Raw genomic sequence first — 22,578 nt, 5'->3', positions numbered from 1 at the left:
CAACCACCTAATTCTTTGTCCATATGTCCTGCTGTATACATTCGCTTTTATAAGAAATAATCCCTTTTTCTTACTATACCATTATTTATCTAAAAAAACAGAAAAAAGGAAACCACTTCGGTTTCCTCTCCCCCTTTATCCTACATTAACTGCCTAGAAAGAGCGGAGTAGTGTAGGGTAATAAACGGTCAGGGCTACGTTTAAAATTTCACTTTATACTAATTCTCGTTGCTTCGTTTCCTGTCCAAGTATTACTACAGCGAATACACCAATTAAAATTGATCCGCAGAAAATCGTAAATATTAGTGATAGTGAAGCTTCTGAGGCAACTAAATACCCCACTAATAGTGGCCCAAGAATACCACCAATACGCCCAAATGCTGCTGCCATTCCTGCACCAGTACCACGAATAACCGTCGGATACTGTTCAGGTGTATAGGCGTATAATGCTCCCCAAGCACCTAAGTTAAAGAAGGATAGTAACATACCTGCCACGATTAATACTGTTAATGAATCCGCAACCCCAAACAAATAGGCACTGCAAGCTGTCCCGATTAAATACGTAACCAACACAAATTTACGACCGAGACGTTCAATAAACCAAGCAGCGGTGAAATATCCTGGAAGTTGAGCTAATGTCATAATAAGTACGTATTGGAAACTTTTTATTAAACTAAATCCTTTTAGCACCATTACACTCGGTAACCAAAGGAACATTCCATAATAAGAAAAGACAACACAAAACCATAGAATCCATAGCATAATTGTTGCTTTACGATATTCCCCAGACCAAACTGATTTTATATTTTCAATAACAGATGGTCTTTTTTCAACTTTTTGGAACCTTGGGGAATCCGGTAAATTCCATCTTAAATATAAAGCATATAGTGCTGGAACTGCACTCAATACCATCGCAATTTCCCAACCATATTTAGGAATAACAAAATACGAGATAAGGGCTGCAATTAGCCATCCACCTGCCCAAAAACTTTCTAATAACACAACAATTTTCCCACGCTCATGCGCTTCAACACTCTCTGATACTAGTGTAGAGGCAACCGGAAGCTCTCCGCCAAGCCCCATACCAATTAAAAAGCGTAAAACGAGAAACATCGCGAGTGTCGTTGTTAATGCAGTTAAACCACTACCGATAGAAAATAATAATAATGTAATAATAAAGACTGATTTTCGGCCTATTCTATCTGATAGTATCCCAAAAATAAGCGCTCCTACTGCCATACCGATTGAGTTAATACTGCCTATCCAGCCCATTTCCTGGCTCGTTAATCCCCAATCCTTTTGCAAGGCTACCATTACAAATGAAAGCATTCCAACATCCATTGCATCAAATAGCCATCCAAGTCCAGCTATACCAAGTAGTTTGCGCTTCGAAATTTCTTTTACCTTGCCCACTAGAAGTCCTCCTCACACAGGTGTCTTTACACATCATTTTACATGTGTGAATTGTATAAGTAAAATACTTTTGTGTAAAAAATTCTCCTTCATCATTCCCAAAAAGTAAAACGTCTATCCCGATTGGTGAGGGCTAATAATCAGTAGGGATGACTCACTGATTAAAGTTTCACTTCATTAAAAATGAATAAATAAAAAAAAGTAGCGATATTTCGCTACTTTTTCGAACGCATTACTTCTTTTAAAAATTCCGCTAATACTAACTGACGACGCCAGCGTGTTGGATTACTGCATAATCTATAAAACCACTCTAAATGAATCGCTTGAATCCATTTTGGTGCACGTTTTACCTCTCCAGCCCATACGTCTAAACTTCCACCCACTCCAACAGCCATTTTCGTTTCTAAACGATGCTTATTGTTTTGGATAAAGTTCTCTTGTCTCGGGAAACCGAGTGCAACAAGTAATAAATCTGGTTTTGCTTCTTGAATGCGAGAAATAATATTCTCTTCGTCTTCTTGTTTGAAATAACCATCTTGTGTACCGGCGATGGATACAGCTGAATATGTCTTTGTTAAATGATCTGCTGCAGCTTGTACAACATGCGGCTTTGCACCTAATAAGAAAACAGATACTGGTTTACTATCTTCTGATAACTTCGCAAGTAAATTACACATTAAATCAAAACCTGCTACACGTTCTTTTAAAGGTGTACCAAGCATGCCGCTTGCCTTTACAACCCCAATACCATCAGGTGTAATTAAATCTGTATTCAATAATGTTTGATAGAACTTTTCATCCTTTTTTGCGCACATAACAATTTCAGGGTTTGCTGTTACTACCTGAAACGTATGAGTTCGCTCCGCTTCTAGTTGTTCTTTTAAATATTTGACCGTTTCATCCATTGTCATTGTAGAAAAAGGAACGCCTAGAATATCAACTGTTTGTACTGCCATAGTTAACTATCCTCTCTATCATTACAAGTTTTTCGCTATTAATTGCTTATATGTTTCCTTTGTATCTTCATATAGTTTTTGAAGTGAGAAATTCATAGTAGCATGCTCATAAATATGTTTACCCATTGCTGCTAATTCTCCAGTTTTCCACTTATCATACGCTTCTTCTAAAGCTAATGCTAATGCCTTTCCATCATCTGTTGGCACAATCCATCCGTAAGTTTCATCTACGATTAATGGTTCAATTTCTCCAGCCCTAGTCACAATTGATGGTACGCGTTGATTTGCCGCTTCTAATAAAACTAGTGGGAACCCTTCACTATGAGAAGTTAATAAATTTACATGTGACGACGCAAATAATTGTTTTACATCTTGACGATGTCCTAAAAACTCTACTTTATCGTTAATCCCTTTTTCAGTAGCTAATGACTTTAGATTTTCTTCTAATGGGCCATCGCCAACTAATAATACTTTAATTTTCTCCAATTTTGTTTGTTGTAACGCATCGAATAAAACTTCATGTCCTTTGACAGGATGTAATCGCGCTACTTGGATTGCCGTAAATACATCTTCAGCAATATTGAACATTTCTTTTTTATTATAGCCTTCTGCTTTTTCCTTATCGTATTCAATTCCATTATAAATAACATGCATCTTTTCATTTGAAATCCCTAATGCTGCCAGGCTTTTTTTCAATCTATTTGTTACAACGAAAAATAAGTCTATATTTTTTAAGGCTTTCAAATTTAATTTCGTAAAAATCCAACCTTTGAAGCCCTGTTTAGTAAAGTCTTGAAATGGATCACTATGAATAGTCGTTACCCATTTTGCCTTTATTCTCTTTTTCATTAAAGAAACATAGAAATTAGCCCTAGGACCATGCGTATGAACTACATCAAATTTTTCTTTATTAATAAATTCACTTATATTCTTTAAAATGGATAAATCATAGCGCGATTTTTGTGAAAACACATGGACTTTTATCCCTAATTCCCTTGCTTCCTTCGCAACAATTCCATCTTCAAATACTGCTAATTCTACTTCACCAGTTGGAAACTGATCGAGAAGTGAAATAATATGTGTTTTCCCTCCCCCATCTTCTGCTCCTGCATTCATATGCAATATTCTCATGTTTTTTCCTCCTTTAAATCCTCGCTACGTTTCCAGCTATTTTTATTTTACTGTACTAAAAAATAAAAGCTAACAAAAGTTAGCTTTTATTTTTATCATTCAATTTCTAGGTCTACTATTAGATAAGCTAGCACCACTACAAAGTAAATCCCAACTCCTGGTGCTGTTAAAATATGTCCTGCAATATAAGCAATACCTAACGCTAACAATAAGCTTGCTGAAATCATTCCATATTTTATATTAAATATGTCCTTAAATCTCGTAGCAAATGCTAGTAGAATTCTTAGCCCGTAATAAATAAATGGAATCATTAGTAATACAAAGCCAATAATCCCGAAATCATAAAACCAATCATGGAAGTCCATTTCAATTAATTTTGGATCTGGCTGCTTTTGTTCATTGTATTTAAAGTTACCTGCATAACCCATTCCTAATAACTTTTGTGACATTGGCGCTTCTTTAAAGAACTGCTTATGTCTTTCTTCATATACTTGACGTCCACTGAAAATAAGGTTTTCTTGATTTTCTTTCTTTTGCTCTTTCTCAAGCTCTTTCTTAACTTCCTCTTCTATCTTCGCCTTTTCTTCTGGTTTTTCAGCCTTATGGTGCTTTTCTTCTTTTTCTTTAAGTTCTTGCTCTTTTTTCAGCTTCTCTTTAATTTCTTTTTCTTTTTGACCTTGCTGTGCCACATTTTGCTCTGATAAATAATTATTGTGAATACCCATATTTTGTGCTAATGGCGTTTGTTTAAACGTTCCAACTACACCGGCCAATAGGATAATAGCAATTACTGCATTAAGCGCAAGGGATTTTTTGTTCGGATTTTTTCTATCAAATAATAATTGAAGTAAAATAATCCCGATTGCTGCCGCTAACGTAGCACCAATTGAGCCCATTCCTACTTTCGTACCAACCTGAATTAGCGAATAAATCATTAAAATTGATGGAATCCAATATAAAATGTGTTTCCAGCTCTTTGTTTTTTGAATAGAATATAGTACCACAATAGGGAAAATAATAGCTAAGATTGAACCTAGTTCATTCCCTGCATAGAACCAACCTCGAGAACCAACCTTCATCCATTCATAACTACCAAAGTCAGTAGATGTTGAAATAGAAATAACCATAATTGCATTAATGATTAATGTAGAATATACAATACTATTTCGAACCTTATCACTAATATTAACTGTCTTTTTCAATGATTTTAAAGCTAAAATGTATGACCCCAGCATAATATATATATATAATGCTTTCGCAACGAATTTAACTTCTTCACTAAGTACAATAGGATCCTTAACTAGTTTATTATTAATAAATCCTACCCCTAAAACTCCGGCTAATAATATAAGATAAATTAAAAACTTTCTATTTTCCTTCTCTTTTGCCTGAATTAAAATGTAAATACCACCAACAGCCATAATAAGGAATCTTACTAAAATTCCAACGGTAGCATTTGACTTTAATAAAGTGATGCTAAGAGACGTTAATAAATCTAAAACAGGCTGTAAAATAATAAAAAAGAGCAAAAAATGCTCAAATCTAACCCTAGCTTGATTTGCTAACATTCCAAGACCTCCATACAAAATCTTAACATTATCTTTTAATCATAATTTATTATCGTTAAAACACACCTAGCAATTATAACATAACTCATATTTAAATTGAGAACTATTTTTATACCGAAACTAGCCAATCCATCGTAACTAGTAACTAGAAAATATTATCCTTTAGCTATCCTTCCCTATCTCTATAAAAACTATCTAACACTCTTTCACTTATTATCAGCATTATAGCAAACATTTATTAATCATTTTATTGATATATATAATTTAACGGTTAAAAAATGACATTCACTCGGCTACCCTACAACTAAAAATTAACCTTGCTTCGTTTTCCCCTAAACATTTTCAAACGCTTTCTTTATGTATTTTATCCGTTTTTCTACATGTAACGAAAAGTAATTGTTATTTCCAATACTTTAGTGTATATTTTTTCTCTGGAACATCTTTAAGAGGAAGGGATTAAGGCCATGTTATTAATCGATATATTTACGTTTCTTGGCATTATCGCCGCTGCCATTTCTGGTACATTAGTTGGTTTAAAAAAAGATTTAGATTTATTTGGTGTCCTTTGTTTAGCTGTAGCTACTGCGCTCGGCGGCGGTATTATTCGTGATATCATGATTGGTAACCTGCCCCCTGTCGCATTTGTAAAACCCATTTACTTTTTCGTAAGTGTATTATCAGCATTATTTACTTGTATGTTTTTTGAGCGCATCAATAAACTTCAAATCGTTATTATGCTTTCTGATGCTGTTGGCTTAGGCGTTTTTACAGCTATTGGTGCAAATGCGGCAATGTCACATCATGTTGACGCCTCATTTTTAGTTGTTTCAATGGGAGTCATTACAGGTATTGGAGGCGGTATTTTGCGTGACATTTGTGCTCAAGATATCCCTTACGTATTCCGAAAAGAGATTTACGCAATCGCTTCTATCTTAGGAGCAATTAGCTTCCTAATCACACACGCTATGGGCGCGCACGTATTAGCTTTCTATGTTTGTTTATTAGTAACATTCGTTATTCGTGTCGTCACTGTAATATATAATGTGCATTTCCCTGTTTTCTTTAAAACACATGCTAAAATTAATAAAGGCCATTAAGAGAATTCTATCTAGAATTCTCTTAATTTATATACTATTCTACGAACTAATATAGAGTAATTATATATAAGCATATATAATTACTCTATATTAGTTTTAAAATTGAAAACGTTTTATACACAGGGGGAAGAATGATGCTTGGGGTTTTCAAAAAAAATATTAATAAAACAAACGCTAGTATAATCGAATTAAGTAAGGACCAACAAATAACTTTTAATGTACCTACTAATTCTGAACTGAAAATTCAAATGGATATGCTACACATTTCAAAAGAAGATTTACAAGTTGTAAAAGTACTACAGCCTTTTATTTATGCAGAAATTGATTGGATTACTGAAAAATTCTATGCCAACATTACAAAACAACCTAATTTAATTACTATTATTGAACGTTACAGCTCTATTCCAAAACTAAAGCAAACTTTAAAAACACATATTAAAGAATTATTCAGCGGCAATATGCATGAAGATTTTATTGAACAGCGTGTTAGGATTGCCAAACGACATGTACAAATTGGCTTACATCGAAAATGGTATACTGCTGCTTATCAAGAATTATTCCGCTCTATTATGAAGATTTTGCAAACAAAAATAACAACAATCGATGATTTTTCCTATTCTATAAATGTCATAAATAAATTATTCACTCTTGAACAAGAACTTGTTCTTGCAGCTTATGAATCTGAATATGAAAGAATGCAAAAAGAGCATGAGAAAGAAAAAGAACTAACTGCTATGACAATTACGCATATCGCAACAGAACTAGCTGCTGTATCTGAAAAGACAAGCTCTTCTATTCAAAAACTAACCGCTAAGTCTGAAACTATTGTAGAGATTGCTAAAACAGGTACATCATTAGCTACAACATCTGAAGAAAAAGCGAATAAAGGGAAAAAACAATTAAACCAGCAAAACAAACGAATGGGATCTATTCAAATGAATATGGAAACGATTATTACAGATACTCATGAACTTCTCGATATTTCTAACAAAATTAACGAAATCATAGATATCGTTAAATCGATCGCGGAGCAAACAAATTTACTCGCACTAAATGCTGCTATCGAGTCTGCACGTGCCGGAGAATTTGGGAAGGGGTTTTCTGTTGTTGCTGGTGAAATCCGAAAATTATCAGAGCAAACGAAAGAATCGATATTTAACGTTACAAAGCTCGTCGAAAAAACAAATGAACAAATTACCCGTGTCTCGTCTTCCGTGAAACAAATTAGCTCTCTCGTATCGGAAGGAACGGATAGTATGTCGGCAACAGATCGATACTTCCAAGAAATTGTAAAAGATATGTCTAACTCAAAAGAACAGAATAAGAAAATTGAACATGAGCTACAAACTATTTCACAAGTCATGAAAGGAATTCAAGATGATTCCTCACAAATGGCTCTAACAGCCGATAATTTGCAACTAGAACTAAATCGATAAGACAAAATTCAGGTCAGGCATACTTTTCATCTGCACTGACTACTAAATTTCATCTTTCATCAAAAAAAGAATCCAGAATGGATTCTTTTTACTTTCTGAAAAATATTTTTTGACAATACACATAACTCATATAAACACCAAAGCTCTGCAAAATAAACAATGCCGGCATAATTACATTGTAATATGCCATATCTACTTGGAAGAGCTTTAACAATACGTAGCCACTAATTAAAAATAAGAACAACATATATCCCTCATTTTGTTGTTTCTTAATTAGGAAGTGTAATAGAGCTATATTCATAAACAATGTTACGGCTATATATATCAGTTTTTCACATTTGAAAAGAATAGAATTTATCCCCTCCTCTGAAAACTGATTTATCATCGGTTCTAAAAGTTTAAATCTTTCTCCCTCAATCTCTTTTAACTTTTGATCAATATGCTCTGTTACACTTTGATTTTTCGATATTTTTTCCTCATGTTGCGTTTTTCCAATTAAGACAGATTGAACATACGTCTCATTCGCAATCGTATATTGTGACAGTCCCATTGTCTTAATTCCATAATTCACACTAAAATGAGCAATATAAAATAGAATAAGTATCCCTATCATCTTTAGTAACACTTTTTGTTTCGTTGCTGATTGAAACACTTCAATTAATAATATATATACCGTGATAAAAATAGGAAGAAATAATCCCATTGGGAAAATCATATTACTAAATGCAAATAAAATCGCTGAAAACACCCACATATAAGGATGATCTAATCCTTTATATAAAAGTATGTAACAAGCAAAATAAAATAAAAATATTGCAAGTGACTCAGGAGTTAATACGGAACTCATGAATATATTTGGAATATACAGAGCATAAAATATAGAAGCAATACGCCCGCATTCTTCTCCAAAAACCATTGCCGCAATACGATAAATAAAAAATGCGGTTCCTGCGCAAAATAACACATTAAATAGTTGTAAAGCGAATAATGTATCACCAAATATACGAATAATTACTGACTCATATATAATAAAAGGCAAATGAGTTACAGTCCCTATATTATTACCAATTGCAATCTGCTTTGCAGACTCATACATCACTTTCATATCACCAATTATTGGAGCATCTACAAATAACAGCATACTAAGTCTCACAACTATAGATATACTTATAAGAAAAATAAGAAATTGTTTATCTGTAAAACGATATTGTAGGATTGATGCCACTAACAAAATGAGTATGACGAAAATTGCCAGTATGATTGTTACACTTGTTGTACTTCCTCCAAAAAATTGCTTACTTGTCTCAAATGCTGCCCAACAACTATAAACAAAAAATGCGAGCATCGCACCGATCGTAATTTTATTGAAGAAAGATGAAAAATTTGTTTGTATATGATTCATATGTCCATTGCACCTCTATTTCCATTCATAACAAAACGATTCTATCATGAATGGGTACACGGCTGATAGGGAATTTCTATGACAAATACATAGTCATTACTTTTTACTTGCAATGTAAGCGAATCCTCTTTTACACTACATTTTAGATAAAATAAATTTTCTTTCAGTTATATGAATACAAATACAGAAGTTTAAATCATTCTCTTTTGGAATACACTTTACTTCATTAAATATCTAATATGAGTACTCCGCTTACACATATTATTCTGATTGAAAACAGACTATAGGGGCTGAATATATGGAAAAGAAATTCATGCGAGAATCTAAAGCAATTAAGACAACACGTGTTTTTCCTAACGATTTAAATAATCACCAAACACTTTTTGGAGGGAAATTATTAGCAGAAATTGATAGTATTGCTTCAATTGCGGCTGCAAGACATAGTCGTAAACATTGCGTAACAGCATCTATTGATTCAGTTGATTTTTTAACTCCAATTCACCAAGCTGATTCTGTTTGTTATGAAGCATTTGTATGTTATACAGGGAAATCTTCAATGGAAGTTTTCGTAAAAGTAATCGCAGAAAATTTACTAGCAGGCGAGCGTAGAATTGCTGCTACTTGCTTCATTACATTTGTGGCAATAAAAGATGGAAAACCTTCGTCCGTACCACAAGTACTCCCTGAAACTCAGGAAGAACATTGGTTACACACAACCGGTTTAGAACGTGCGGAAAACCGAAAAAAGGGACGTTTAAAAAGTAAAGAGATGGCTGAAGTTTTAACTTTAAGTAAGCCATGGAATATATAATACGCTACTCTCACTTCATACATGCACAGGTTTATTTCATCCTTGCATGTATTTTTTATTATAAAAAAATTCCAGCTCTTATCTTTTATTTACTGTTTGTCTCCTAAAATAACCCACCAGTTTTTCCTTTATTTTGCTATACTATTAATGGTATATTAGATAAGGTTCGTTTAAAAATAACTATAATATAATTAAGTATATAAGGGATGGTGCGATAATGTCTATTGAGGTACCAATTTCAATACCAAAAACGTTAATTATTATTCCTGCGTATAACGAGGAAGAAGCAATTGCAGATACATTAACAAGACTATTAAAACTAAAACAGCATTTTACAGAATTAAGCATTTGCGTTATTAATGATGGATCACATGATAAAACAGCTCAAATCGTAAATGATTTTCCTGTTCACCTTGTGAACTTACCATATAACCTAGGTATTGGCTCAGCTGTACAAACTGGTTATAAATACGCTTATGAGAATGGATATGATATTGCAATTCAGTTCGATGCTGATGGGCAACATAATCCTGATGACTTGTACAAAATTATAAAACCTATTGCTGAAGACCAATGCGATATGGTGCTAGGTTCACGTTTTACAGAGAAAACAGCTTATAAAGGTAGTATTTCCAGAAGAGTTGGTATTTTTTATTTTACTGCTCTACTGAAAGTACTAACAAAACAAACCTTTATGGATCCAACTTCTGGGTATCGTGCTATCAATCGAGAAGTAATTAAGATTTTTGCACATAATTATCCAAAAGATTATCCAGAACCAGAAGTCCTTATTCATTTAAAAAAGAAAAAATTACGCATTAATGAAATATCCGTAAATATGCAAGAGCGCCAAGGGGGACAATCTTCTATTACACCTCTTAAATCTGCATATTACATGATTAAAGTAAGCCTTGCTATATTGATGCAAAAAATTGTGAAAGGTTGATAATAAATGCCTATAATTACCTTTTCATTTATCTTCATTCTATTATTATTTTTATTAATTATTAATTCTATTCGTCGTGGAGCTTTAGAAACTAAATATGCCATTTTATGGATTTTTGTTTGTGTTTCAATGGCAATTTTAAGTTCTACTGAAAAAATTATAAATTGGATTGGACAACTATTACACGTAGAATATCCTCCATCTGTTTTATTTTTATTTGGACTATTATTCTGTTTCATCTTAATTTTTGACTTAACAAGAAAAATTTCTAAATTACATCATCAACTTGTAACATTAACGCAAGATTATGCGTTATTAAAGCAAAAATTAAAAGTAACGCAAACTGAAACCGATAACGAATAGTTTTCTATTTAAATATGAATATATACAAAAAAACATCTTAATTTTTTAAAAAAATTAAGATGTTTTTTATTGCAAATTATTTTTTTCTAATTAATAATTTATTAATTTTCATAATCGTTGCCACGGTCCCTACTCCAATTATAATAAATAAGAATGGTATTAACGGTAATGCATATCGTTCATATGCAACATAAAAACATGTTAAAGCTGTTTGCAGTAAAAGGATTGACCATAAAAATGTAGTCTCTCTCCACCTTTTTAAAAGGAAAATAAATGAAAGTACTGTACATATTAAAAACGTCGTCTTAATAAAATTATATATTTCATTCATATCCTTTGCAGAAACATTGAATACTTCAATATTATGCTCTATAGAATAATACGGTTTTTTCCAAAGAATTTCTGGTTTCAAGACTAAATAACTCTCTATCATAGAGCCCTTATTCGTTTTCCACCATTCTTTCATTTTATCAATGGCTATTTTTTCTTCTAACTCCATAAATTCATGCGCTTCAAGATTAGGGTACTTTGCATGTAATTCTATTTCAAGTTCCCCCATATCCTTACCTTCTGGGTAACCTTCCCCTTGATACGTTCCAAGTAATAACGGATTCCCTGCCCCTGCAGTTAGTGGGATAAATTTATCAAATTGAATGTAATTGCGGGCCCACCATGGTCCAAGTACGATAAGTCCTATTCCTATGCTTATAATCGCCTGCTTCATCATAATCCGGAATGGATAGCGTTTCATTAAAAGATACCCAAATAATAAGATTGGATATAAGGCAATTTGTACGCGGAGGTACAGTGCTAAAAAATAGAAAATTAATACAATCAGAAGATGTTTCGTTTTATGAGTATCAGCTAATTTTAAACTCCAATATACTAATCCTAATGAAAGGAATAGAAACGGCCCTTCTGTTAAAGTTAAATTTTCCATAACAATCTCTGGAGGATACACAGCTAATAAGAAAGCACCTATTAATCCTGCAGCAGGATTCAATAAATAAGTACCAATCTTATAAGTTAGCAAAATACTAAGTACCCCTAATAGAATAATGATTAATTTGGCTATAAAAAGACCTTCACTGCCATTTCCAAAAAAGTAAAATACAGCAGCTAATAAGGCTGGAAAACCCGGCATAATATGAATCGTTGGTTTATCTGGTTCATGGTATGTTAACATCCCTGTTTCCAATAAAATATTTGCCGTTTTTTGATAACCTATATCATCGCTAGCTATAGATAGATCTGCACCATGTGTTTGTAAAGTTGCAAAACGAAGTGCAAACCCGACAATCATAATAATCCCTAAAAGGACTATATTAGATTTGCGAGTAAATCGCCCTAACATCTCATCTTCTCCCTTCAGATACATAACCTTCAAAAATTTTTTCTATATTTTTACAACACAATACGTTCTATAATAAATACTTTTTATACAAAGTACAACAATAGAAAGTTGATTTACAAAGTTTATATGCGTTAAACTTATACAGATGTTCTTGTAATCTTCTCCCTTTCAAAGGGCTTGTATATATGGTGCAAGACATAAAAAACTTGAGGAGATAAAAATTCTATGATGGAACAAAAGCAACTTGTTTCTGTTGTCATACCTCTGTATAACACGGAAAAATATATTGAAGAAACGATGCAGTCAATACTAGATCAAACATATAAAAACATTGAAATTGTAATTGTAGATGATGGAAGTAAAGATCAATCACCTTCTATCGTGAAAAACCTTGCCGAAAAATATCCGGGTCAAGTAAAGTACGTTCACCAAAAAAACCAAGGTGTTTCAGTAGCTCGTAATACAGGGATTGAAAATGCTAGCGGAGAATACGTCGCTTTCCTTGATAGTGACGACTTATGGCATCCAACTAAAATTGAGAAACAAATCGAGAGTATGCATAAAAACAACATGGACGCGTGCTATTGTGGTTATATGAATTTCTACGAAGAAACAGGCGAAAAGGTTGAGCATACAACAAACTTTATTAAAGGTGATATGGCAAAAGCATTCTTAACACACCAAGTTGTTGCTCAAACAAGTACTTGGATTTTCAAACGCTCTATCGCAATGAATCATAATATCCGTTTTACACCAGGATGTAGCTGGGGAGAAGACTTGGAGTTTTTATTTAAACTAATGAGTGTGACAAATGTATGCTATGTCGATGAATATTTAACATATTATAGAATCTTATCAGAAGGAAATCTTTCTTCTAAATATAAAGATTACGAATTAAAAACAACTAAAGAACTGGAAGTATTCAATCGTATGAAAGACTGGGTACATAATAAATCTCAAGACTTCATTACGAAAGACCCTCAGTCACTTATTGAGATTCTTGAGACTTATTTATTCCCTTATACGGTTATCAATAATGCTTGTATATACATTAAAGAAAACTCTCAATTAAATAATGCCCAAGTTCAATTAATCAAAAAAGATATAAAGAAATATTGCCGTAAAATCTATTCAAAAAACGGAAAGCGTAGTAAAAAACTATATGCAATGCTTTGGTTTGTACGAATTAAATTTCTGTTTTCTTAAACTGAAAATATAGTACTCACCTCTCTTTCCGTAAACAAATCAAATTTACAAATAGGACAGACAAAAAAGGTCCTAAAGAATAGAAAGGTTTTTTCCCATGAAAACAAATAAGATTCTTAAAAATGCCTCCTACCTATTTGTAGGAAATATTACTGTTCGATTTGTACTGGCTATTGCAACCATTTTCTTTGCAAGATATGTTTCTCCAAGTGATTACGGTATGTTTACAACTGCGTTAGCAGTTTCAGCTGTTATTTGTTACTTTACAGATGCAGGCTTGACACATACGTTTATGCGTGAAGGAACGAGAAGCGATGCTAATATTAGCGTGCTAATAAGTAGTTATTTACGTATTCGTTTAATATTAGCTATCGTAATTTCTGTACTTTTCGCTATTTTTGCCCAGTTCTTCTATCCCGATGCTTACTTACGTGCGATGGTATATTGGGTTGTTCTACCAACAATGTTCGGAGCAACCTTACAAGGTGTTGGGATGGCTTACTTCCAAGTAACAGAACGCATGCAATTTACAGCTATTATTTCTGTACTACAAGGTGTAACAGCTGCTGCTGCCCTATTACTAGGGATGTCTTTCCAATGGTCACTTATGATGGTTGCTGCCATGTACGGGGTATCTAGTCTTGTAACAGGTGTTATCGCCTTTATAATGACAATACGCTATACGAAAGTCCATAAGGGTTGGGATAAAGGTATTTTAGATCAACTACTTATTTTCACAATCAATGGAATCATCATTATGCTCTTACCACAATTGGGGCCTATTATCTTAGAAAAGGTTTCAACATATAATCAAGTTGGATTCTTTGGTGCTGCATCTAAAATACCAGCTGTACTATATCAAATACCGGGAGTAATTGCAGCTGCCTTTTATCCAAGGCTTTTTGCTTTTGGTAATGAGAAAAACATCGAAGAACATAGAAAATTATCAAGTTTTGAATTAAAACTTATGTCTTTTTTAGGAATGGGAATTTCTATCCCCTTTATTGCTGATCCAAGTTTCTGGATTGTTAGTTTATTAGGAGAAAAGTACGCTCCCGCTGGTGACGCTCTTGCTATTTTAGCGTTTATGGTTATTTTACAATCAATTAACTATCCACTAGCCGACAATTTAACAACAATTGGCCAGCAATGGAAACGCGCAACAACAATGACTATTGGATTAGTTGTTGCCATCATAGGTTATATTGTACTAGGTAGTAAATATGGAATGATGGGGGCAGCTGCCGCAGCTATCCTTACCGAAATTACACTATTAATCGGATTTACCCTCTTTATTCGTAAAGGCATGCAATTATTAGTTAAAGGAATTATATTTAATTCCTTAGCCTTTATTATTAGTTACGGTATATACCGAATCGCATTAATCAACTTACCACCATTAGTTGCTTTAACGCTTACTGGTATACTATACGGTATAATCGGGGTTTTAATTGACCCTCAAATACGTGGATTCGTTTTAGGGTTTATAAAACAAAAGCTCATTCGCAAACATGCTTAAAAACAAAAAGCTTTTCCTATTTAAAAATGGAAAAGCTTTTTGTTTTTTTATATACCACTATTTTTCTTCAGTAAAAAAATTCTATATATTCCAGGTCAAATTGACTTACTTTCTGAAAATGCCTTATACTAAATTACATGTAAACTATGAATTTCAACGCCTGTAAAAATATATATGCTTCAACAAAAATATATATTTTCTCATGTTAAAACTAAAGAACACACCTTTAAAAATTGGTGTGTTTTTATATGCTACCTAAAAACAAGTTGCTACATGATAACAACTTTTAAAGGAGGATTATCAATTTTTATGAGCATAAAGCCGAATAATAAGTTCTTTTCCAAGAAAACGATAATAATTATGCCAATATTATTATTGTGTGCTTTTGCTTTTCATTATTTCTTTTTAACATCTAATCAAGCCTTTTCTGGTACAGGGGATGCATTACGCCAATTTGGCTTCTTTACGTTTCTTCTGCAACATGCCTTTAAAGATGGCAACCTTTTCTGGTCTTTTGATTATGGGTTAGGTGGAGATTTATTTGGAGAGTTTAGTTATTATTACAGCACATCACCGTTTTTCTGGATTACACTGTTACTACCTAAACTAAGTCTTGAGCAAGTGTATGACGTGAAATTATACATGAGTATTTTAAAAAACTTTTTAGCTATGTTATTCATGTATGGCTCTTTACGTTACCATAATAAAACAGCATTCTCATCTTTTGTTGCTGCTATTATATATGGTGGCTGTATTACTTTCATCCGCCACTCTTTACTATGGGATTTCATGGCTGATGCCATTGTATTTTTACCATTAGTAATATGGGGACTTGATAAATATATTATTGAAAAGAAGCGCGGACTTTTCCTAATCGCTGCTACTTTAATGTTAGCATCAAACTTTTATTTTGCTTTTATCACAAGTATTTTCATATTCATTTATGCATTATTCCAATACTTTGCGACACAAAAAAATAAAACGATTGTCTCTTTTCTAACTTATTATATTAGAATGGGCTTATTGTACGGACTATCACTCGGTTTAGCCGCCGTTTGCTTCCTCCCATCAGTTAATGCCGTATTTAGCGCCGATCGACTATCAAAAAAGTTTGAGATACCACTATTATTTGAAGATAAATTTTATAAAGATTTAATGGAAAATATTTTCTTCATGTATAGTGCTGAAAATCATCAACTAGCTTTACCAGCTTTAATTTTATTCTTAATCGTATTTGGAATGTTTATACGTGATAAACTCGTTAAAAATAAAGTATTCTTTACGTTATTCATGTTCATTCTGTTTATGCTTCCATATACATATTCTGTATTTAATGGTTTTTCAGCAATGCAATCTAGATGGTTTTATTTATTTGTATTTGTCATTGCCCAAACAATTGCATACATTCTAGATTGGATGATTATTCATAAGAAAGACTACAAATTACCTTATTTAATAAGTTTATTAGTGTCTATTGGATTATTCATTTATGCATTTTATAGAAAAGCAAATATAAATGTAACTGATAAACCTTTACAAGACGTTGATAACATTTTACTCGGAACTGTCGTTCTTTCTGTTATTACAGTATGTTTATGGCGTTATATTTCTAAACCTTTCATACAATTTTTAGTTGTATTGAACATACTCGTTAGCACAATTTCTATGAATTATATGTATGCGAATAATATACTTAGTACCGTTTACGGACAGAGCCAGATTTCAACTGAAAAGTTACACGAACCAGGCTATGATAATAAAGAAGAAATTGCTGCAATTCGCTACATACAAGAAAATGATAAAGACTTTTATCGTATTCTTAATCCATATAGCGAATATAACACACCAATGCTACAAGGATATCATGGCGTAAGTACATATCAAAGCTTGGTTAATTATTATGTCCATGACTTTATGAAAAATAAATATGGCGTATTCCAAATGTACGATACACCCTCAATGTTTTATCAAGCTGATAGTCGACTGCTACTTGAAAATATGCTAGGTATAAAATATCGCGTATTAAGTGCTGATACAGATCCAAAGAATGTACCTTATGGATATAAACTATTACAGCAAGTAGGACCATATAATATTTACAAAAATAACTATACCTTACCGTTAGGGTATGTATATGATTCGGCTATAAGTGAAGAAGAGTTTTCTAAATTAAACTTCGCTCAGCGTGATCAATTATTATTACATGCTGTTGTCGTTAATAATACAAAAGAATTTTCATTAAACCATTTTAATAAACAAGACCTTAAGTCAAAGGCAGTATCTATTAAAATGGAAAAAGCAAAATTCGAAAATACGGTAAAAGAAGGAAATAAACTAATTGTTCATGGCTTTGGAAATATGATCGTACCTATCAATTATCCTAATACGCCTGGTGACCTACTGATAGAATTAAAATTGAAAAATACAGGTACATTCAATGCAACTGTTAATGGAAAAACAATCGGAAAAGGTGACGATGCTGGTGCATACTCGTATCCGTTAGAAAGATTTGTTTACAATTTAGGCACTGAGCGTCCAGAAAACCTAACTATCTCTATTGATATGGCAGGTGAGTATGAATTAGGTGACTTACAAGCAAATATCGTAAACTATGAAAGTGTACAAAAAGAAACAAAAAAATTAACTGAAAATAGACTTGAAAATATTTATTATAAGAACAATTATTTAAAAGGGGATATCAACTCAAATAAAGACGGGCTCCTATATTTATCTGTTCCATATAGTAAAGGTTGGACTATAAAAGTTGATGGAAAAGAAAAGGAATTTACGAAAGCGAATTCTGCCTTTATCGGTGTTCCCATTACAAAAGGCTCACATGTAATCGAAATGACTTACGTTACACCTTACTTCAAATTAGGTATGATTATATCAATTATCTCACTAATTATTTGTGTAGCTTTACTAATTTTCACAAATCCAAAAGCACGACGAAAATTTTCTTTTAAAAAGCAATAATGAGCAATCAATGAATCATGAAGCTATCCAATTGGATAGCTTCATATAAAAACGCATAACATTGTTTTAACCCACTACAAACAAGGAGTGTCAAAAATGACTCTTTCAATCGTTGTACCATGCTACAATGAAGAAAAGGTGCTTCGAGCCTTTTATTCAGAGACTTCTCTTGAAATTCATAAATTAACTACCGATTATGAATTTGTTTTTGTTAATGATGGTAGTAAAGATGATACATTAAATATTTTACGTGATTTAGCTAGTTCAGATTCATCGGTACACTATATATCGTTTAGTCGAAACTTCGGAAAAGAAGCTGCAATGTTAGCTGGCTTAAAATACGCTACAGGCGATGCCATTGTTATTATGGATGCTGACTTACAACACCCTCCTACGTTAATAAAAGAACTGTTAGAAGGATATAACGATGGCTACGACCAAGTCATTGCAAAAAGGACAAGAACTGGTGATTCACCCGTTCGCTCTTTCGTCTCTCGTCTTTACTATAAGGTGATGAATAAGTTTGTAGATATTGAATTAGTAGATGGTATTGGTGACTTTAGACTTTTAAGTCGAAGAGCAGTGGATTCATTAGTATCCTTAAGTGAGTACAACCGATTTTCAAAGGGCTTATTCTCTTGGATTGGTTATAACGAATTAATTATTGAATATGAAAATGTATTACGTTCTGATGGAGAAAGTAAATGGACCTTCTCGAAATTATTAAATTACGGAATTGATGGTGTAATTTCATTCAATAATAAACCGTTACGCCTATCTATATATCTTGGATTACTAACAACCATTTTTGGACTTTTATATGTAATCACTACGTTCGTTCAAATTATCCTTGGTGGTGTGGAAGTTCCTGGTTACTTTACTCTCATTTCCGCTATACTATTTATTGGCGGTATTCAACTCATATTCCTAGGTGTTATTGGTGAATATATCGGTCGTATTTATTATGAAACAAAACGTAGACCGCATTTTATTGTAGCTGAAAAGAAAGTTAGTGAAGTTAAACAAAAGGCATAACAAAAAAGTTACTTCTGTAGGTAGAAGTAACTTTTTTATATACTAACATTTACACACCCTTTTTTTGCATAGATATAATCATTTCTTTTAGCCCATTATAATACGAAGTTTTTGGTATATCCCCGATATACCTCTCATATTTCTCCCCGCTTAATACAACTGGTTTTTCCGTCAAATATAGCATTTCCATAAATTCTTTCATCTGCTTATCAAACAGACCAATAAACTGGATCATTCCTCTTTTTACAGTTATTACTCGTTTCGTATATCCCGTTAATTCCCGTATGTGTTGAATCATTTCCTCACCTGTAATAACACCATAACCTGGTATGTTCCAATTTTGTCCATAGGCCTCATCATGTAAAGCTAATTCAACCATTGCTTTTGCACCATCTGGTGTAAAAATATATTCACGGGCAATCTTTTTATCTCCAACAAAGCTAGACATTTTATTTGCAAGTATTCCCTTTAATGTATGATGAACAAGTGTGCTTTCTGCATTTGGACCATAAAAGTCTGGGAAATGAGCAATAAACATTCGTACATTAGCTTGTTTTGCCATCTCTTCAAGTTGTAAACGAATCTTCCCTTTCTTTGTGTGTGGTCTTTTTTTAGCCTCTTCTTTTACAAGCCCTTCCCCTTGCCTTCCATACGCATAAATATTATCAACTATCCCTAGTTTGATACCGTAATGTTTCGATACCTCTAATATGTTTATTAATAATTTCTCTTGCTGTTTCTCCCAATCTGAATACGGAATATTTACAACATGAAATATAATATCAACATCTTTAGCAGCATTCATTATATCCTCTTTTACAAATACATCGCCGGCTACAACTTCTACATGTTTGTTCCCAGAAAATAATGCACCTAATCTCTCCTTATTTCTTGCAAAAGCAACCACATGAATCCCTCGGCCACATAATTCGTTTACAATTGCATAACCCATTGAACCAGAAGCACCTAATACTAAAGCCTTTTTCATTATAAATCCCCTCCTAAATTAATTAACCACTGTTCAATTAATATTAAAAAGAAAATCACTTACATAAGAAGCGATTTTGAAATAAACTCTACATGTACCTTAGCCAAACCTTGTAGTTCTTCAAACGTTTGGCCACTTCTGCAATAATGTGCTACAAATCCATGTAATGATAAAAAAACAGACCATATTATCATCGCATTTAATTCCCCATCACATAAAAAAGAAATAACCTTCGCAAATTTTTCATAACTAACATTAGGACTATTTGCCAAACACTCTTTTAATTCGGCATCTTTAATTAAAAACATAATTTCATAATGACTCTGATTTCTTAGACCAAATTCAATAAAACCGAATAAAACTGCTCTTAGTTGCTCTTCTCTCGATAACTTTTGATTACAAATTTCATCTAACTTTTTGTTTAATAATTGAAAATCCTGTTCCACCATTGCGTAAAATAGCTCTGCTTTGTTTTTAAAATGATAATAAATCGAACCATGGCTATATCCAAGTTCTGTTGCAATTTTGCGCATTGAAGTATGTTGATATCCTTGTGCTATAAATAGCTCCCTAGCTACATTCATAATCATTTCTCTTGTTAGTTCTTGTTTAACTGCTTTCCTTGGCGACATATTTCATACCTCACACATATAATTAACCACTGTTCAATTATATTATATATTTTCAGAAAATTAATGCAACCCTTTTTTTGAAAAAATATACATTTTGAAATGATGGCATTATATGAAAGAATTTAGTATCATGATTCAAGGTACTATTTCAAGTTGGACGGAGGATACTATGAGCTTATTAACAGTTGAAAAATTAGGACATACATTTGGCGATCGTACATTATTTAAAGATGTATCTATGCGATTATTAGCAGGTGAGCACGTTGGATTAGTTGGTGCAAACGGTGTTGGTAAATCAACATTTATGAATATCATTACTGGTCAGCTTATTCATGACGAAGGTCGTGTAGAATGGACACCAGGCACACATTACGGTTACTTAGATCAGCATACGGTTTTAACGCCTGGACGTACAATTCGTGACGTACTAGCGGATGCATTTTTACCGTTATTCGAAAAGGAAACAGCTTTAAATGAAGTTACAGAAAAAATGGGAACTGCTACACCAGAAGAACTAGAAGAACTTCTTGAGCAAATGGCAGAAATACAAGATGCACTTGAAGCAGGTGGTTTCTATTTACTAGATATGAAAATTGAAGAGGCTGCACGTGGTCTTGGAATTGATGCTATTGGTTTAGATCGTGATGTTTCAGCACTAAGTGGTGGACAACGTACAAAAGTATTGCTTGCAAAGCTATTACTTGAACAACCAGAAGTGTTATTGCTTGATGAACCTACTAACTATTTAGACGTTGAACATATTCATTGGTTAACAACTTATTTAAAAGAATACCCACATGCATTCTTATTGATTTCTCATGATACGGAATTTATGAACAAATGTGTTGATGTTATTTTCCATCTAGAATTCACAAAAATGACACGCTATACAGCGACATATGAAAAATTCCTAGAACTAGCAGAAATCAATAAAAATCAACATATAAACGCTTATGAAAAGCAGCGCGAGTTTATCAAAAAGCAAGAAGACTTCATTGCAAAGAACAAGGCTCGTTATTCAACGACAGGTCGTGCAAAGAGTCGTCAAAAACAACTTGATCGCATGGAACTTATTGATCGTCCGGAAACAGCAATCAAACCTGAATTCTCATTTAAAGAAAGTCGTGCAAGTAGTCGCTTCGTCTTTGAAGGTGAAAATGTAGAAATCGGATATACACATCCGCTACTACCAAAGTTATCAATGACAATTGAGCGTGGTGAAAAAATTGCTATTGTTGGATGTAATGGTGTTGGTAAATCAACGCTACTAAAAACAATCTTAGGTAAAATTAAACCTTTAAACGGTAAAACAAGTCTTGGTGACTTCTTAGAGCCTGCATACTTTGAGCAAGAAGTTAAAGCTGATAATATAACACCAATTGATGATGTATGGAATACATTCCCTGGCCTAGACCAGCATCAAATTCGTGCGATGTTAGCGAAATGCGGATTAAAAAATGAACATATTTCTCGTCCATTAAGTCAATTAAGTGGTGGAGAACAAGCAAAAGTTCGTTTATGTAAGCTAATGGGTGAAGAAAGTAACTGGCTACTATTTGATGAGCCGACAAACCATCTTGATGTTACAGCAAAAGAAGAACTTAAGAAGGCTATGAAAGCATATAAAGGAACAATTCTCCTTGTATGTCACGAACCGGAATTCTATGAAGATTGGATCACAAAGGTTTGGGATGTAGAAAAATGGTCTCAAAATAGTAAGTAATCTTTAATAAAAAACTCCTTGT

Annotated in this window: 18 protein-coding genes and 1 pseudogene; 11 read left to right on the top strand and 8 right to left on the bottom strand. The window is 33.0% G+C overall.

Features of this window, described 5'->3' with window-relative positions; genetic code table 11:
* Positions 1 to 213: 213 nt before the first annotated feature.
* The 4 genes from MR167_RS04210 to MR167_RS04195 all read right to left on the bottom strand — a co-directional run bounded on the left by MR167_RS04210 (position 214) and on the right by MR167_RS04195 (position 5,068).
* Positions 214 to 1,413, bottom strand: a complete 1,200-nt coding sequence (locus MR167_RS04210) for an MFS transporter (protein WP_000521109.1) — start codon at positions 1,411 to 1,413, stop codon at positions 214 to 216.
* A gap of 215 nt (positions 1,414 to 1,628) precedes the next feature.
* Entirely contained in the window at positions 1,629 to 2,369 is a 741-nt protein-coding gene (locus tag MR167_RS04205) for a WecB/TagA/CpsF family glycosyltransferase (protein ID WP_000290744.1), read from the bottom strand.
* A gap of 21 nt (positions 2,370 to 2,390) precedes the next feature.
* Positions 2,391 to 3,500 carry a glycosyltransferase family 4 protein gene (locus tag MR167_RS04200; protein ID WP_001221223.1) on the bottom strand — a complete coding sequence of 370 codons (1,110 nt, stop codon included), beginning with the start codon at positions 3,498 to 3,500 and terminating at the stop codon, positions 2,391 to 2,393.
* A 95-nt stretch (positions 3,501 to 3,595) separates the two neighbouring features.
* Positions 3,596 to 5,068 (bottom strand): O-antigen ligase family protein, encoded by a 1,473-nt coding sequence (locus tag MR167_RS04195; RefSeq protein WP_000880761.1) that lies wholly within the window; start codon positions 5,066 to 5,068, stop codon positions 3,596 to 3,598.
* Between the two features lie 464 nt (positions 5,069 to 5,532).
* Here MR167_RS04195 and MR167_RS04190 point away from each other — a divergent pair, with 464 nt between their 5' ends.
* The 3 genes and pseudogenes from MR167_RS04190 to MR167_RS33625 all read left to right on the top strand — a co-directional run bounded on the left by MR167_RS04190 (position 5,533) and on the right by MR167_RS33625 (position 7,601).
* Positions 5,533 to 6,165, top strand: a complete 633-nt coding sequence (locus MR167_RS04190) for a trimeric intracellular cation channel family protein (RefSeq protein WP_000924367.1) — start codon at positions 5,533 to 5,535, stop codon at positions 6,163 to 6,165.
* A 131-nt stretch (positions 6,166 to 6,296) separates the two neighbouring features.
* Positions 6,297 to 6,845, top strand: a pseudogene (locus tag MR167_RS33630) (protoglobin family protein); the annotation flags it as partial.
* A gap of 15 nt (positions 6,846 to 6,860) precedes the next feature.
* Positions 6,861 to 7,601 carry a methyl-accepting chemotaxis protein gene (locus MR167_RS33625; RefSeq protein ID WP_481746697.1) on the top strand — a complete coding sequence of 247 codons (741 nt, stop codon included), beginning with the start codon at positions 6,861 to 6,863 and terminating at the stop codon, positions 7,599 to 7,601.
* 88 nt (positions 7,602 to 7,689) lie between these two features.
* Here MR167_RS33625 and MR167_RS04180 read toward each other — a convergent pair whose 3' ends face one another.
* Entirely contained in the window at positions 7,690 to 9,003 is a 1,314-nt protein-coding gene (locus tag MR167_RS04180; protein WP_001015635.1) for an ArnT family glycosyltransferase, read from the bottom strand.
* Between the two features lie 298 nt (positions 9,004 to 9,301).
* Here MR167_RS04180 and MR167_RS04175 point away from each other — a divergent pair, with 298 nt between their 5' ends.
* From MR167_RS04175 to MR167_RS04165, 3 genes are all read left to right on the top strand, one after another.
* Positions 9,302 to 9,814: an acyl-CoA thioesterase gene (locus MR167_RS04175; RefSeq protein WP_000412126.1), complete on the top strand. Its 513-nt coding sequence runs from the start codon at positions 9,302 to 9,304 to the stop codon at positions 9,812 to 9,814.
* Between the two features lie 217 nt (positions 9,815 to 10,031).
* Positions 10,032 to 10,760, top strand: a complete 729-nt coding sequence (locus MR167_RS04170) for a glycosyltransferase family 2 protein (protein WP_000021478.1) — start codon at positions 10,032 to 10,034, stop codon at positions 10,758 to 10,760.
* A 6-nt stretch (positions 10,761 to 10,766) separates the two neighbouring features.
* On the top strand, positions 10,767 to 11,123 hold the full coding sequence (locus tag MR167_RS04165; RefSeq protein WP_001121769.1) for a DUF2304 domain-containing protein: 357 nt from the start codon (positions 10,767 to 10,769) through the stop codon (positions 11,121 to 11,123).
* A gap of 76 nt (positions 11,124 to 11,199) precedes the next feature.
* On the opposite strand, the gene MR167_RS04160 is transcribed toward MR167_RS04165, so the two are convergent.
* On the bottom strand, positions 11,200 to 12,477 hold the full coding sequence (locus MR167_RS04160; protein ID WP_000901472.1) for a glycosyltransferase family 39 protein: 1,278 nt from the start codon (positions 12,475 to 12,477) through the stop codon (positions 11,200 to 11,202).
* 225 nt (positions 12,478 to 12,702) lie between these two features.
* Here MR167_RS04160 and MR167_RS04155 point away from each other — a divergent pair, with 225 nt between their 5' ends.
* From MR167_RS04155 to MR167_RS04140, 4 genes are all read left to right on the top strand, one after another.
* Complete coding sequence (locus tag MR167_RS04155; RefSeq protein ID WP_000970526.1) at positions 12,703 to 13,683, top strand: glycosyltransferase family 2 protein; 981 nt, start codon at positions 12,703 to 12,705, stop codon at positions 13,681 to 13,683.
* A gap of 97 nt (positions 13,684 to 13,780) precedes the next feature.
* Positions 13,781 to 15,202: an oligosaccharide flippase family protein gene (locus tag MR167_RS04150; protein ID WP_000856134.1), complete on the top strand. Its 1,422-nt coding sequence runs from the start codon at positions 13,781 to 13,783 to the stop codon at positions 15,200 to 15,202.
* 309 nt (positions 15,203 to 15,511) lie between these two features.
* Positions 15,512 to 18,178, top strand: coding sequence for a YfhO family protein (locus MR167_RS04145; protein ID WP_242313995.1), 2,667 nt, complete (start codon positions 15,512 to 15,514; stop codon positions 18,176 to 18,178).
* 96 nt (positions 18,179 to 18,274) lie between these two features.
* Positions 18,275 to 19,213, top strand: coding sequence for a glycosyltransferase family 2 protein (locus tag MR167_RS04140; RefSeq protein ID WP_000175828.1), 939 nt, complete (start codon positions 18,275 to 18,277; stop codon positions 19,211 to 19,213).
* 49 nt (positions 19,214 to 19,262) lie between these two features.
* On the opposite strand, the gene MR167_RS04135 is transcribed toward MR167_RS04140, so the two are convergent.
* Entirely contained in the window at positions 19,263 to 20,201 is a 939-nt protein-coding gene (locus tag MR167_RS04135; RefSeq protein ID WP_000709952.1) for an NAD-dependent epimerase/dehydratase family protein, read from the bottom strand.
* Between the two features lie 59 nt (positions 20,202 to 20,260).
* Positions 20,261 to 20,833 (bottom strand): TetR/AcrR family transcriptional regulator, encoded by a 573-nt coding sequence (locus MR167_RS04130; protein WP_000074952.1) that lies wholly within the window; start codon positions 20,831 to 20,833, stop codon positions 20,261 to 20,263.
* Positions 20,834 to 21,002: 169 nt separating this feature from the next.
* Between MR167_RS04130 and MR167_RS04125 the strand changes: the two genes are divergently transcribed.
* On the top strand, positions 21,003 to 22,556 hold the full coding sequence (locus MR167_RS04125) for an ABC-F family ATP-binding cassette domain-containing protein (protein WP_002083531.1): 1,554 nt from the start codon (positions 21,003 to 21,005) through the stop codon (positions 22,554 to 22,556).
* The last annotated feature ends 22 nt before the right edge of the window (positions 22,557 to 22,578 follow it).

The sequence above is a fragment of the Bacillus cereus group sp. BfR-BA-01355 genome (assembly GCF_022663675.1).
GTDB lineage: Bacteria > Bacillota > Bacilli > Bacillales > Bacillaceae_G > Bacillus_A > Bacillus_A thuringiensis_S.
This window is presented reverse-complemented; position numbering and strand designations above follow the sequence as displayed.